The 13513-nt window shown below is 58.6% G+C and carries 13 protein-coding genes and 1 pseudogene; 7 read left to right on the top strand and 7 right to left on the bottom strand.

Going from position 1 to position 13513, the window contains the following annotated elements:
- Positions 1-10: 10 nt before the first annotated feature.
- The gene (gene xerD, locus GF1_RS00785) at positions 11-916 is read left to right on the top strand and encodes a site-specific tyrosine recombinase XerD (protein ID WP_267927722.1); all 906 of its coding nucleotides are present in this window, start codon (positions 11-13) and stop codon (positions 914-916) included.
- Positions 917-1107: 191 nt separating this feature from the next.
- Here xerD and GF1_RS00780 read toward each other — a convergent pair whose 3' ends face one another.
- Together GF1_RS00780 and dut are read right to left on the bottom strand one after the other, a co-directional pair.
- Positions 1108-1884, bottom strand: a complete 777-nt coding sequence (locus tag GF1_RS00780; RefSeq protein ID WP_267927721.1) for an MBL fold metallo-hydrolase — start codon at positions 1882-1884, stop codon at positions 1108-1110.
- Positions 1881-2336, bottom strand: a complete 456-nt coding sequence (dut, locus tag GF1_RS00775) for a dUTP diphosphatase (RefSeq protein ID WP_267927720.1) — start codon at positions 2334-2336, stop codon at positions 1881-1883. The genes GF1_RS00780 and dut overlap by 4 nt, the downstream gene beginning before the upstream one ends.
- Before the next feature lie 419 nt (positions 2337-2755).
- Here dut and GF1_RS00770 point away from each other — a divergent pair, with 419 nt between their 5' ends.
- From GF1_RS00770 to GF1_RS00750, 6 genes and pseudogenes are all read left to right on the top strand, one after another.
- Complete coding sequence (locus GF1_RS00770) at positions 2756-3343, top strand: response regulator (RefSeq protein WP_267927719.1); 588 nt, start codon at positions 2756-2758, stop codon at positions 3341-3343.
- Positions 3301-3390, top strand: a pseudogene (locus GF1_RS16330) (hypothetical protein); the annotation flags it as partial. The gene GF1_RS00770 and the pseudogene GF1_RS16330, both read left to right, overlap by 43 nt.
- A gap of 84 nt (positions 3391-3474) precedes the next feature.
- On the top strand, positions 3475-4023 hold the full coding sequence (locus GF1_RS00765) for a sensor histidine kinase (protein ID WP_267927718.1): 549 nt from the start codon (positions 3475-3477) through the stop codon (positions 4021-4023).
- A gap of 7 nt (positions 4024-4030) precedes the next feature.
- On the top strand, positions 4031-4375 hold the full coding sequence (locus GF1_RS00760; RefSeq protein WP_267927717.1) for a response regulator: 345 nt from the start codon (positions 4031-4033) through the stop codon (positions 4373-4375).
- 80 nt (positions 4376-4455) lie between these two features.
- Positions 4456-5670: a response regulator gene (locus GF1_RS00755; protein ID WP_267927716.1), complete on the top strand. Its 1215-nt coding sequence runs from the start codon at positions 4456-4458 to the stop codon at positions 5668-5670.
- 2 nt (positions 5671-5672) lie between these two features.
- On the top strand, positions 5673-8072 hold the full coding sequence (locus tag GF1_RS00750) for a sensor histidine kinase (protein ID WP_267927715.1): 2400 nt from the start codon (positions 5673-5675) through the stop codon (positions 8070-8072).
- 128 nt (positions 8073-8200) lie between these two features.
- Here GF1_RS00750 and pnp read toward each other — a convergent pair whose 3' ends face one another.
- The 5 genes from pnp to rbfA form a co-directional block, all read right to left on the bottom strand.
- Positions 8201-10285, bottom strand: coding sequence for a polyribonucleotide nucleotidyltransferase (gene pnp / locus GF1_RS00745; protein WP_267927714.1), 2085 nt, complete (start codon positions 10283-10285; stop codon positions 8201-8203).
- Positions 10286-10529: 244 nt separating this feature from the next.
- Positions 10530-10799, bottom strand: a complete 270-nt coding sequence (gene rpsO, locus GF1_RS00740) for a 30S ribosomal protein S15 (RefSeq protein WP_267927713.1) — start codon at positions 10797-10799, stop codon at positions 10530-10532.
- Between the two features lie 581 nt (positions 10800-11380).
- Complete coding sequence (gene truB / locus GF1_RS00735; protein ID WP_267927712.1) at positions 11381-12133, bottom strand: tRNA pseudouridine(55) synthase TruB; 753 nt, start codon at positions 12131-12133, stop codon at positions 11381-11383.
- A gap of 2 nt (positions 12134-12135) precedes the next feature.
- Positions 12136-13131 carry a DHH family phosphoesterase gene (locus tag GF1_RS00730; protein WP_267927711.1) on the bottom strand — a complete coding sequence of 332 codons (996 nt, stop codon included), beginning with the start codon at positions 13129-13131 and terminating at the stop codon, positions 12136-12138.
- Entirely contained in the window at positions 13112-13513 is a 402-nt protein-coding gene (gene rbfA / locus GF1_RS00725) for a 30S ribosome-binding factor RbfA (RefSeq protein WP_267927710.1), read from the bottom strand. Before rbfA ends, GF1_RS00730 begins: the two co-directional genes overlap by 20 nt.

Raw genomic sequence — 13513 nt, 5'->3', positions numbered from 1 at the left:
AACCCCCGCATTGCCCCTGAGCAAAACTGCTTTCCAGAATCTGTTAGACAGCTATCTCTCGTACCTGACGGTCCAGAAGAGACTGGCGCCCCATACCATCGAGGCCTATGGCTCGGACCTGCATTTTTTCCTCGATTTTCTGAGCCGACAGATCACCGATCCGGCCGAGATCACCACCAGCCACATCCGGGACTTTTTCCTTCACTGCCACAAACAGGGCATTGGTTCGCGAAGTAACGCCCGGCGACTGGCCGCCCTGCGCTCGTTTTTTGCCTTTCTCAGCGGCCAGGGCGTACTGAGCACCAATCCGGTCCTGGATATCGATCCGCCCCGGACGGGCCGCAGCCTGCCCAAGGCCCTGAGCATCTCCGAGGTGGACCGGCTGCTGACCCTGCCGCCGGCCCCGACCCCCCTTGTCCTGCGCAACCATGCCATGCTCCACCTTCTCTATGCCACCGGCATCCGGGTCTCGGAGCTCGTCAACCTGCCACTGCGCAGCTGCAACCTTACCAGCTGTCATGTGCGTGTTCTCGGCAAGGGCAACAAGGAGCGAATGGTTCCCTTTGATGAAATCACCCGGGAACGGTTAACCACCTACCTGGAGCAGGGCCGCCCCCTGCTGCTTAAAAACCGGCCCTCCACCCTGTTTTTCGTCACCACCCGAGGACGGGCCATGACCCGCAACCGGTTCTGGCAGATCATCACCGAGGCAGCAAGAAACGCCGGCATCCGCCAACGGGTCAGCCCGCACATGCTGCGCCACTCCTTTGCCACCCATCTACTGGCCGGAGGCGCCGATCTGCGGGCCGTCCAGATGATGCTTGGCCACAGCGACATCACCACCACCCAGATCTATACCCAGGTCGACAAAAACCGCCTCAAGGCCATTCACCAGCGGTTCCATCCCAGAGGCTGACCTCCATATTCATATAGTGATATGTGATTACCACTGAAATTCAGCCACCGATGGATGAAGGTGTCGGCCTCACTTGTTTCACGGGTGTCTGTGGCCTGGATGGCCACAGTCAAGCCCCCAGGGACGGGTTTATGGCGTCCCGTGAAACAAGTGAGACCGACACCGACTTCAATGCTGAAGATTGATGGTAATCAGATAGTGATAAGCGGGGTCGGCCGGTCCTGGGTCGAGACGGTGAGCACCAGCCCGTGCTCCAGGTCGCCCAGACTGTTTTGGATAGTCTCCAGGGCCAGACGGGGCTCGTTGTTGGTCTCGCTCAAATGGGCCAGGATCACCTGGCGCAACGAGGCCTGGCAGATCTGGCGAAGGAAGGAGCCGGCTTCACCGTTGGCCAGGTGCCCCTGGCTGGAACGCACCCGCTGTTTGAGCGGCATGGGATAGGGGCCATCCATGAGCATCTGCGGATCATGGTTGGCCTCCAGGATGAGACCCTGGCAGCGACTCAGATGATGGCTGATAAGCCGGGTAATCCGCCCGGTATCGGTACAATAGCCCAGGGTATGATGCCCGTCACTGATAACAAAACCCACCGGATCCACCGTATCGTGGGAGACGGCAAAGGGATGGATTTCAAGACCATTGATGGTGAAACGCTCGCCGGTGGCGAACTCCCGGCGGCAGAAGAGTTTTTTCATCCTCGACGAGGAGGCCCGGTGGGTCGGGCCATTGGCCCAGACCGGCAGGCTGCAGCGACGGGACAGAACCCCGACCCCGCTGATATGATCGTTGTGTTCATGGGTGACCAGGATCGCGGTCAGACGGTCCACCGAGTGGCCGATCAGCTCAAGCCTCCGGGCGATCTCCCGGCCCGAGAATCCGCCATCGATAAGCAGCCGGGTACCACCGGACTCCACCAGGGTACAGTTGCCCCTGGAACCACTCCCCAGAACGCAGCAGCGCATGCTCATACCCCGGTGTGTCCGAATCCACCACTACCCCGGTCGGTAACATCCAGCGTCTCCACCACCTCAAGCCGGGCCTGGCAGACCGGAGCCAGGACCAGCTGGGCAATGCGGTCCCCCGGGTGAATGGTGAAGGGTTCCCGACCCAGGTTGACCAGGGCTACCTTGATCTCGCCCCGATAATCGGCATCGATGGTACCAGGGGCGTTGATCACCGTCAGGCCATGCTTTACCGCCAACCCGGATCTGGGACGGACCTGGACCTCGAACCCGGCCGGAATCGCCAGGCCAAAACCTGTGGGCACCAGCGCCCGTTCTCCGGGCTCCAGGGTCAAAGGCTCATCCAGGGCGGCGGCCACATCCATCCCCGAGGCCAGTTCAGAGGCATATTCCGGCAGTTTCCCGCCTGAAGGCAGATTTTTTTTCAACCAGCAAAACGATACAATCACTCTTTCCATTTGTAACTCCATGCGCAAAAACTCTCCAGGCCAATGGTTTTGAGGAATCATCCCCGAAACACCATGGCCTTCGAAACGCAACTATCCGATATTGAAGATAATCACAGGCTAAATATTTGCCTTTTCACCCCAGGATGTGCCACAATAAAATATAGGGTTCATTCCCGGAGCATCGACGGTTCCGAAGTTGCTATCAGCCTCGGCTCCGGTATCACATGCCCGCATGCCATGCCACGCCACCTGCTGGCCAACCCATGGGAGGCTATTTTGAAAAACTAGAATTTTCGTTTGAGCTCAAGGATTGAGAAAAATTTTACCACAGGCCTGTGCGTACTGTTCCGGGGATAAAATTTTTCCTGGAACACCGAGATCAAGCGAAAAGACAATTTTTCATGGTAGCCGGGAGAAGGTTCGGTTTCATGCCTACGACACGACAAACCGCTCTTCCAGAGGGCGATATCCAGAAACTGTCCATCCTGATCATTGAGGACGATCCACTCATCCGCAAGGTGATTGCGCTGTATCTGCAAGAACAGCAGTATACCGTCATCCAGGCCGGTGACGGCCACGCCGGCCTCAATGCCTTCAGGACCCGCAGACCCGATGTTGTTCTCACCGACCTCTGCCTGCCGGGACTCGGCGGGTTGGACATCCTGGCCCATATCCGGAGGGAAGCCCCGGACACCCCGGTTATCATCGTCTCCGGCATGGGTACACTGACCGATGCCATCAAGGCGATCCGTATTGGTGCCTGGGACTATATCACCAAACCCATCGACGACATGGAGGTAATCAAACAGGCCATCTCCCAGGCCATGGAACGGGCCTCGCTGATCCGGGAAAACAGACGCTACCAGCACCACCTGGAAAAAGAAATCAAAAAACGTACCGCCCAGCTGCATCAGGCGCAAAAGCTTGAGGCCATCGGTACGCTGGCCGGGGCATTGCCCATGATTTCAATAACATTCTCGGGGCTATCCTCGGTTTTACCGAACTGGCCCTCCTGAAAAGCAGGCAGCAGGAGTACATCGAGGATGATCTGGACCAGATCCGCACGGCCTGCTGTCGGGCCCGGGACCTGGTAGCCCAGATCCTGACCTTCAGCCGCAAGTCAACCCGGGAGAAACAGCCCGTTTCCATGACCCCGATTATCAAGGAGGTGATCAAGCTGCTGCGGGCCAGCCTGCCGGCCACCATTGATATTTCCTTTCAATCCACTGTGGACAGTGAAAAGATCCTGGCCTCACCCACGGAGATCCACCAGGTGATCATGAATCTCTGTACCAACAGTTTCCAGGCCATGGAAGGGGAAAAAGGACATATCGATCTCCGGTTGACTCCGGTCCTGGTGAACGGATCCAGGCCCGGGTTACCGGAGGTACTTGAACCGGGATGCTATCTGGAGCTCACCGTCAGGGATAATGGCTGCGGCATGGACGAGCAGACCATGGAACGAATCTTTGACCCCTTTTTCACCACCAAGCCCAAGGACCAGGGAACCGGCATGGGACTCAGCGTGGTCCATGGCATAGTCAAGGAGACAGGCGGAACCATAACCGTCACCTCAACGCCGGGCGACGGGACCACATTCAAGCTCTACTTTCCCACCACCTGCCAGGAAGCGGTAAAGGAAGATTCGCCTACCCTTTCCTACCGCCGGGGCGGGACGGATACTTTTTATCGATGATGACCCGATGCTGGTGGACCTGGGGATCCGCATGCTGGCCCACCTGGGATACCAGGTCACCGGAGAGACCGACAGTCGCCTGGCCCTGGAGACCTTTTGCCGCGATCCACAGCGGTTCGATCTGGTAATAACGGACCAGACCATGCCGGGTCTGCTGGGCACGGAGCTGGCCGAACAGATGATCGACATCCGTCCCGATCTCCCAGTCCTTCTCTGCAGCGGATACGGCACCCGCACGACAGAGGAAAAGGCCGGAAACTCCGGTATCCACGACGTGCTGCCCAAGCCGCTCTCCCTCCCAGTCCTGGCCCGGACCGTGGCGGAGGCTCTGAACCGGAACAACGAGTGCTGAGATCAGGGCATCACGTATCACCATGAACCTGCAATCCCTCCCCTTTCTGTCAATGCCAGGGAGGGCCATGAACAAGAGCGATGAGCAAAAAAAGAATACTCTTTGTCGATGACGAACCAAATATTCTCTCTGGGCTGCGCCGCATGCTGCGCCCCATGCGCCACCAGTGGGTCCTGGCCTTTGCCGACAGTGGCCGGGAGGCCCTCAAGGTCATGGCGGAAGAACCCTTTGACGTGGTGGTCTCGGACATGCGCATGCCGGGAATGGACGGTGCCGAGCTGCTCACCCTGATCCAGGAAACCTACCCCCATGCCATCCGGATCATGCTCACAGGCCATGCCGATGAAAAGGCGATCCTGCGGACCGTCGGGGTGGTCCATCAGTTCCTCTCCAAACCCTGTTCCCCTGAACAGCTCAAAGCCGTACTGGACAGGGCCACGGCCCTCCATGACTTGATAACCAACGATCAACTGAAGATCCTGATCTCGCGGCTGGGTTCCCTGCCCAGCCTGCCCTCCCTTTATGCCGACCTCCAGCGGCTGCTGCGCGATCCAGATTCCTCCATCCAGGACGTGGCCCACCTTATTGAACAGGATCTCGCCATGAGCGCCAAGGTGCTGCAGCTGGTGAACTCGGCCTTTTTCGGTCTCTACAAAACCATCGACAGCCCAAGCCGGGCCGTCAACCTGCTGGGCCTGGACACCATCAAGGCCCTGGTCCTCGGGGTCCAGGTTTTTACCGAGCTCAAGACCACCTCCTCGTTCTTTTCCGTGGACGCCCTTTGGGAACACAGCCTGAAAACCGGCAGGCTCGCCAGGGAAATTGCCATATCCAAGTCCGATAACAGGGAACTGGCTGACAACAGCTTCATTGCCGGCATCCTCCATGACATCGGCAAACTGATTCTTCTCTCCACCCTGCCCGATCAGTTTGAACAGGCCGTGCGGCTGGCCGGGGAGCGGGAGATATGTCTGCACATGGCGGAAAAAGAGATCTTCCAGGCCAGCCATGACGACGTGGGAGCCTATCTACTCGGACTCTGGGGATTGCCATCGCCGGTGATCGAGGCCATCGGCTTTCACCACCGGCTCAGCGACTTTCCCGAAGAGAGCTTCAGCCCGGCCCTGGCCGTTCATATTGCCGATGTACTCTACCACCAAAACAACGGTTCCCTGCTACCGGGCTGCGTACCAGAGCTCGACGAAGCTTACCTGGACCGACTCGGGCTGGCTGGACAGGGGGACCAGTGGCAGGGTTTCTGGAACTTGCTCGAAGAAAGGAGTATGGAAGAATGAAGATGCGTAACACATTCTCTTTGCTCCAGGCCAGCCTGGGCAGGATCTTCCCGGCCTGGACGAGTGGAGTTATCTGCTACCTGCTGATCGGTTCTTTTCTCCTGGTCCCGGGCGTGGGCCAGGCCCGGGTGGAGTCCGACCAGGGCCTGGTCAGGATCGGGGTACTGGCCAAGCGGGGCAAGGAAAAATGCCTGGAAAAATGGAGCCCAACCGCCAGATATCTCCACAAGAACATGCCGGATTTCCGTTTCACCATCGTCCCGCTGGATTTCAACGAACTGGCCCCGGCGGTGAGCAACGGAAGCGTGGACTTCATCCTGACCAACCCGTCGTTTTATGTAAGCCTGGAAGAAGAATTCAATATCAGCCGGATCGCCACCCTGAAAAACCGCCGGCTCAACCGGGTCCTGACCCGATTCGGCGGGGTGATCTTCTCCCGGGCAGACCGAGGCGACATCACCTCCTATGCAGATCTGCGCGGGAAACGATTCATGGCAGTGGCCAGACAGTCCTTCGGTGGCTGGCAGATGGCCTGGCGTCACCTGCTCCGCCACGGCATCGATCCCCGGCGCGACATTGCCGAGCTCAGATTCGGCGGCACCCACGATGCCGTGGTCTACGCGGTCCTGAACCAGGAGGTGGATGTGGGTACCGTGCGCACGGATACCCTGGAACGGATGGCCCTGGAGGGCAAGATCAACCTGACCGACATCCGGGTTCTCCATGACCAGACCTGCAAGGAGCAATCGTTTCCCTTTCTCCTGAGCACAGCCCTCTATCCCGAATGGCCCATTGCCAAGCTGCAGCATGTACCGGCCGAGTTTGCCCAGAAGATCGCCATCATCCTCCTGCAGATGTCCCCGGACGACCCGGCGGCCAGGGCAGCCCACATGGCCGGCTGGACCATTCCTCTCAATTACCAGCCGGTGCACGAGTGCCTCAAGGAACTTGGTATCGGACCTTATGCCGATCTGGGCCGGATCACGGCCCGGGACATCCTGGAAAAATACTGGTATTTCCTCCTCCTGCTCCTTGTCCTGATCATAGCTGCCGGCTCGACAACCCTCTACTTCCGCCACCTCAACAGCCAGCTGCGCCAGACCATGCACCAGCTGGACGAGGAACTGATGGAACGGAAACGGGCCGAAAACAGGCTCACCAACTTCAAGCTCTCCCTGGACCAGACAAAGGACGCGGTCTTCATGTTTGATCCAGACAGTCTCCATTTCATCTATGCCAACCGCGGGGCGGAAATACATACCGGTTTCACGGCCGATGAGCTCAGCGTGATGACACCGCTGGATATCAGCCCGGACCTGGACGAGGAGACCGTGCGGAAGATACTGGCACCCCTGGTCCAGGGGGAGCAGGAATCGCTGACCATGATGACCCGTCTCAGGCACCGCGACGGGGTCGAGATTCCAGTGGAAGTCCTCTGCCAGTATGTGGTACCCGAGGGCGAGGAAGGCCGGTTTATCGCCGTGGTGCGGGATATCACCGAACGGATCCGGACCGAAAAAGAACGCGACCACCTCCAGACCCAGCTGCTCCATGCCCAGAAACTGGAGGCCGTGGGGCAGCTGGCCGCCGGCATTGCCCATGAGATCAATACCCCGACCCAGTATGTCAGTACCAACCTCGATTTTCTCGGCGAGAGTTTTGCTGATATCACCCGGCTCATGGAACAGGTCACCCGCTGTATCAGGAAGGCTGCAGACCAGGACCTTTCCGAAGAGGAGCTCGAAGCCCTGCAAAAGACCCTGGAAGAGACCGACTGGGAATTTCTCCAGGAAGAGATCCCCCAGGCCATCGACCAGTCACGGGAGGGTGTCCGCCGGGTAACCGCTATTGTCCAGGCCATGAAGGAATTCTCCCATCCCGGCAGCAGGGAAAAAGAGCCCACCGACCTTAACAAACTCATAATCACCACCACCACGGTGGCCAGAAATGAGTACAAGTACGTGGCTGACCTGGAGACCGCCCTGGACGAGAATCTACCTCCGGTTCCCTGCCTGACCGATGAGATGGGCCAGGTCATCCTCAACATGCTGGTCAACGCCGCCCATGCCGTTGACGACAAGATCCGGAAAACAGATATGGATCGGGGCGTGATCCACATCTCCACCCGGGTTCGGGACGGCTGGGCGGAAATAGTGATCCGTGACAACGGTTCCGGCATCCCCACGGAGATCCAGGACAAGATATTTGATCCCTTTTTCACTACCAAGGATGTGGGCAAGGGCTCGGGCCAGGGGCTGGCCATATCTCACAGCGTGGTAACAGAGAAGCATGGAGGCCAGCTGGTCTGCTCCAGCATCCCCGGCGAGGGAACCACCTTTATCATCCGGCTGCCCCTGGGAGAGACCGGGACAGGTTCGCACCATGGAACGGAACCGGTTTGAACGTACCTGAAGTCGGGATCTGACTCCAGGGGACAGGAGCACAAAAGCCACAAAAAAAAAGGGAGTGGATACAAATTCCACTCCCCTGCATATCACGGTCCCGTCAGAGACCAGGATCTGTTCTATTTTTATTTTTTTTCTTCCAACGCGGCCTTGCGGCTCAGCCGGATACGGCCACGGTTATCGATTTCCAGGACCTTGACCCGGACGGTATCTCCTTCGTTGAGCACGTCGGTGACCTTGTTGACCCGCCGGTTTTCCAGTTCGGAAATATGGACCATGCCATCGGTACCGGGAAGAATTTCGACAAAAGCACCGAAATCCTTGACCGTCTTCACCACGCCCTCGTAGATCCGGCCCACTTCAGGCATGGCGGTCAATTCCTCGATACGGGCAACCAGGCCCTTGGCCGCTTCACCATCGGTGGTGAAGATCTTGACCGTACCGTTGTCTTCGACCTCGATCTTGGCGTCGAACTCGGCGGTCATCTCCCGGATCACCTTGCCGCCCGGACCGATGATATCCCGGATCTTATCCGGATTGATCTGCATGGTGATGTACTTGGGCGCATGCTCGGAGAGTGTTCCCCGGGGCTCAGGAAGGGCCTCGGTCATCTTCTCGAGGATATGCAGGCGGCCGTCGCGGGCCTGGGCCAGGGCCCGGGTCATCACGTCACGGTCAACGCCATCGATCTTGATGTCCATCTGCAGGGAGGTGATACCCTTGGCGGTTCCCACCACTTTGAAGTCCATGTCGCCCAGATGATCCTCATCGCCGAGGATATCGGTGAGCACCACCAGCTTGTCCCCTTCCTTGATCAGTCCCATGGCCACGCCGGAGACCGGGGCCTTGATGGGCACACCGGCATCCATCAGGGCCAGGGATCCACCACAGACCGTGGCCATGGAAGAGGAGCCGTTGGACTCCAGGACCTCTGAGACGATCCGGATGACATAGGGGAAAGTCTCTTCATCGGGCAGTACCGCCTCGAGGCCACGCCGGGCCAGGGTACCGTGACCGATATCGCGCCGGCTGGGACCACGTAGGAAACGGACCTCGCCGACACAGAACGGCGGGAAATTATAATGGAGCATGAAATGGCGGTATTCATCGCCGCTAAGCCCTTCCAGATGCTGTTCATCACGCTCCGATCCCAGGGTACAGACCACCATGGCCTGAGTTTCCCCCCGGGTGAACAGGGCCGATCCATGGGTGCGCGGCAGACAGCCCACCTCGCAGCTCACCGGCCGCACTTCGTCGAATGACCGGCCATCCAGCCGTTTACCCTGCTGGACCAGCTGTTCGCGCATGACCCGTTTCCTGTAGTCGCCAAGCAGGGAAAAGACCTGGGACTCGCTCTCGTACTCTTCCTCGTCGAGCTGTTCGAGGATCTGGGCCTTGAGCTCGTCATAGGCCGCACTGCGTTCCATCTTGGCGGCAGTGTTAACCACTTTCTCCATGCCCTCGGCGGCCAGTTCTTCCACCCGGGCCCTGAGGGTCTCGTCGATGGCCGGCGGCGTCACCTCCCACTTGGGTTTGCCCACCTCCTCACGCAGTTTCTCCTGCATGTCAATGAGCGGCTGAATCCCCTGATGGGCAAAGAAAATGGCCTCCATGACCACCTCTTCGGACAGCTCACCGGCACTGCCCTCAACCATGACCACAGCGGAACGGGTACCGGCGACCACCAGGTCCATGGCCGATTCTTCCAGTTCGCTCCTGGTCGGGTTGAGAATGTACTCGCCGTTCACATAGCCCACCCGGGCAGCGGCGATGGGAGTGGCATAGGGAATGTCCGAGATGATGAGCGCAGCCGAAGCTCCGTTCATGGCCAGGATATCCGGGTCGATCTCCTGGTCGGCGGAAAAGACCGTGATGATGACCTGGGTCTCGTTCATGTAGCCTTCCGGGAACAGAGGCCGCAGCGGCCGGTCGATGAGACGGCAGGTCAGCACTTCCTTTTCACTGGGCCGGCCGATTTCGCGGCGGAAATAGCTGCCCGGAATTCGACCGGCGGCATAAAGACGCTCCTGGTATTCGATGGTAAGGGGGAGAAACCCCATGTCCTTGGACTGTTTTTCACCCACCGCCGTAACCAGGACGATGGTATCCCCGCAGGAAACCACCACCGATCCATTGGCCTGTTTGGCGATTTTTCCAGTTTCGACGGCGATGGTACGGCCACCGATTTCAGTTTCTACTTTCTTGTACATGTACACTCCTTCGGTCGGAAGACAGAAGACAGAGGACAGAAGACAGCAAGCTGCTATCTTTTGTTTTCCATCTTATGTCTTCCTGATGTGAAATAAACCAGCCTGGCGGTCCCCCTGCCCAAGGTCGTGACCACCATGGCTGACCTTGAAAATCACCCTCCACCCACGTTTGAGCCCAGATGATTTTCCTGCAAAAACACTCCGGGGGCCCTGCCCCCGGAGTTCTGATTACCTGACAGATAAACTACTTACGGATACCGAGTTCCTTGATCAGGCTCCGGTACCGGTTGATGTCTTTTCGCTTGAGATACCGCAGCAGACTCCGCCGCTGACCGACAAGCTTCAGCAGACCACGGCGGGAATGATGATCCTTGTGGTGGGTCCGGAAATGCTCGGTCAGATACTGGATCCGGTCGGTGAGCAGAGCGATCTGTACCTCCGGGGAACCGGTATCACCCTCATGCGTTTTGAATTTTTCAATGATTTCTTTCTTCTTGGTTGCGTCCTGTGCCACAATGCACCTCCAATTGTTTTCCTTCTGCTGCCAGGGAAGCCGTTAACGCGCCGGGCGCGTTTCCCTCAGCCTCCGCAGGAGTCTGGATACCATGCCCTGTTACCCGGACCAGAGGGGCGATCCGCAGGACAATACAATCTACATCATCTATAAAAAGTACCCGCTGCAGGTACCATGTTTCAGCTCGCTACCCCTGCTCAGGGTCGTGAGCTGAAACATACCCACCTGAAGCGCAAAACTCAATATCATTGCGCGCCACCGTTTCTCCTTCCCTACAAACCAGACAGGGATGAAAGAGACAAGAAAAATCTGCATCCCGACAGGGGAACAGGCAAGCGGTCACCGGCCCTGCCAAACCTTTTCTATGGCAAAACCGTTTCTGTCTGACCTAAATCCTACAGTCGTCATGCGCCCAGGCCGCATGACTGTTCGTGCACCGAGAACGTCGAGACAGGTGCAGATACAAGGAGGCGAGCCGGTTTCGGCGCAGGCGTACTGTTGGTACGTCGAGCACGAAACCGGTGAAACCGACGCAGTAGATGTGCCTGTATCGACGTTCGAATGCCGGACAACTGCAGGATTTAGGTCTGATCCAGTATCTGCAGCACACTCTCAAGCGGCAGCATGGACTCCAGCAGCCGCTCCCGGCCCTCCCCGGTTGAGAGCTCCGCGACCGGCAGACTCTCGGCGACGGAAAACGAGCCGCTCCGTATCCGCCGCAGAGCCACGAGATGAGCGCCACAGCCCAATTCCCGGCCAATGTCTGCCGCCAGCACCCGGATATAGGTCCCGCGGCTGCAGGTGACCGTGATGGTCAACCGATGGGTCTGCGGATCGTAGTGATCCCGGACAAGAGAATAAATTTCAATGGCCTTGGGCTCTTTTTCAATCATTATCCCCTGGCGCGCATAATGGTAGAGCGGTTTTCCCCTGTGCTTGGCCGCCGAAAAGGGTGGCGGTGCCTGCAGTCCCGGGCCGACAAAGCCCTGCAGGATCTGATCGATGCGTGAGTCGTCAAAATCCGAAACCTGGCACACGGAGGTTACCTTTCCTTCCGGATCCTGGGTCTCGGTCTCCTCGCCGAGCTGCAGTATGGCCACATACTCCTTGGTTCCAGCCATGAACCGGTCAATGAGCCGGGTGGCCGGCCGGCCGGCACAGACAATGAGCAGACCGGTGGCAAAGGGATCAAGGGTCCCGGCGTGGCCCACCTTCTTTATCCCCAGCAGCCGCCGCACCGTGCGGACCACCGCAAACGAGGTCATGCCTGCGGGTTTATCAAGGAGAAACACACCGGCAAACTGTTGCGCTCCGGTGGATATATCGGCCGTCATGCTCAGCTTTCCAGTTCCTGCATGAGCAGGGGCAGCAACCGGTCGCGGAGCCGGTCCATATCGAGGCCTGACTGCCGGAAACCTGCGGCGTTGCGATGTCCGCCGCCCCCGAACCGGGCCGCCACCCTGGCCACATCACAGTGACCCTTGGCCCGCAGGCTGACCGAAATCATGTTATTATCGGTCTCCTTGAAAAACACCGCCACCTCCACGGTGGCGATGGAACGGGCCAGGTTGATGAAATTTTCCGTATCCTCCAGGCCCGTCCCAGTCCGTCCGAGCATGGAACGGGTCACCCGGAGCAGGGCAATGCGGTCCTGGTAAAAAGTCTCCAGGGTGGCCAGGACCAGCTGCATGAGCCGAAGGCGACCGACGGTATAGTTGTCATACAGACTCTGGGCCACCTTGTCCGGCTGGACGCCACACTCCAGGAGCCGAGAGGCCACCTCAAAAGTGTGGGCGCTGGTGGATTCGTAGTGGAATGATCCGGTATCGGTAAGAATGGCGGTATAGAGACAGACGGCCGCGTTTCTGGACAGCGGCTGGCCCAGGACGCAGGCCAGGTCATAGATCATCTCGCCGGTGGAGGATCGGTGCGGTTCGATCCAGGTCAGGTCCCCAAAGCCGTTATTGCCCTTATGGTGGTCGATCACCACGAAAGGGCGGGTCTTCATCAGCCAGGGACCGCTCTGGCCAAGCCGCTGCATATCACCACAGTCCAGGGAAATAGCAAGAATATCATCCCCGGACTCTTCGATAAAACGCTGCACCGACCCCAGGTCGTTGACCACCTTCTGGGTCTCGGGCAGAAAATCATAGAGATGCGATACCGGTTCCTCCAGGTACCGCACGACCTCCTTACCCATGGCCTCGAGAACACTTGCCAGTCCCAGCAGGGAACCAAGAGCGTCACCATCCGGGTTGATGTGGGTGGCCAGGACGATATTGGAGGTTTCCCGGATAGCCTGGACTATGGAATCAGGAATTGTCGCCATCATCGTTCCTCTGTCGGGCGATTTCCGCAAACAGTTCCTCAAGCCGGTCCGCGCCCCTGTTTTCCATGTCCTGACGGAAAATCAGGTCCGGGGTGTAGCGCAGGTTCAGGGTCCTGGCTATGTGGGTCCGGAAAAAACCGCGGGCCCGTTCCAGTCCCTTGCGCGCTTTGGCAGAGTCACCGCCCAGGGCCACGATGAAGAACACCTTGGCCCGCTTCAGGTCCGGGGACATTTCCACACTGGTCACAGTCACCTGATGCAGCCTGGGATCCCGCACCTTGCGGAGCAAAAGCATTGCCAGCTCGCGCTGTATCGCCTCTCCCACCCGTTTGGGCCGCGCGCTCTGCGGACGACCCAGACCAGGCAGGGTAAAATCAAAATCCAT

Source organism: Desulfolithobacter dissulfuricans, from assembly GCF_025998535.1.
Lineage (GTDB): Bacteria > Desulfobacterota > Desulfobulbia > Desulfobulbales > Desulfobulbaceae > Desulfolithobacter > Desulfolithobacter dissulfuricans.
The sequence above is the reverse complement of the archived record's forward strand: the minus strand, read 5'-3'. Positions and strand labels throughout refer to the sequence as shown.

Excerpts from the sequence above, each read along its gene's own strand:
- GF1_RS00780 (WP_267927721.1), bottom strand. The coding sequence starts at position 1,884 with ATGAGCATGCGCTGCTGCGTTCTGGGGAGTGGTTCCAGGGGCAACTGT.
- dut (WP_267927720.1), bottom strand. The coding sequence starts at position 2,336 with ATGGAAAGAGTGATTGTATCGTTTTGCTGGTTGAAAAAAAATCTGCCT.
- GF1_RS00770 (WP_267927719.1), top strand. The coding sequence starts at position 2,756 with ATGCCTACGACACGACAAACCGCTCTTCCAGAGGGCGATATCCAGAAA.
- GF1_RS00765 (WP_267927718.1), top strand. The coding sequence starts at position 3,475 with ATGACCCCGATTATCAAGGAGGTGATCAAGCTGCTGCGGGCCAGCCTG.
- GF1_RS00760 (WP_267927717.1), top strand. The coding sequence starts at position 4,031 with ATGCTGGTGGACCTGGGGATCCGCATGCTGGCCCACCTGGGATACCAG.
- GF1_RS00755 (WP_267927716.1), top strand. The coding sequence starts at position 4,456 with ATGAGCAAAAAAAGAATACTCTTTGTCGATGACGAACCAAATATTCTC.
- GF1_RS00750 (WP_267927715.1), top strand. The coding sequence starts at position 5,673 with ATGCGTAACACATTCTCTTTGCTCCAGGCCAGCCTGGGCAGGATCTTC.
- pnp (WP_267927714.1), bottom strand. The coding sequence starts at position 10,285 with ATGTACAAGAAAGTAGAAACTGAAATCGGTGGCCGTACCATCGCCGTC.
- truB (WP_267927712.1), bottom strand. The coding sequence starts at position 12,133 with ATGACGGCCGATATATCCACCGGAGCGCAACAGTTTGCCGGTGTGTTT.
- GF1_RS00730 (WP_267927711.1), bottom strand. The coding sequence starts at position 13,131 with ATGATGGCGACAATTCCTGATTCCATAGTCCAGGCTATCCGGGAAACC.
- rbfA (WP_267927710.1), bottom strand. The coding sequence starts at position 13,513 with ATGGATTTTGATTTTACCCTGCCTGGTCTGGGTCGTCCGCAGAGCGCG.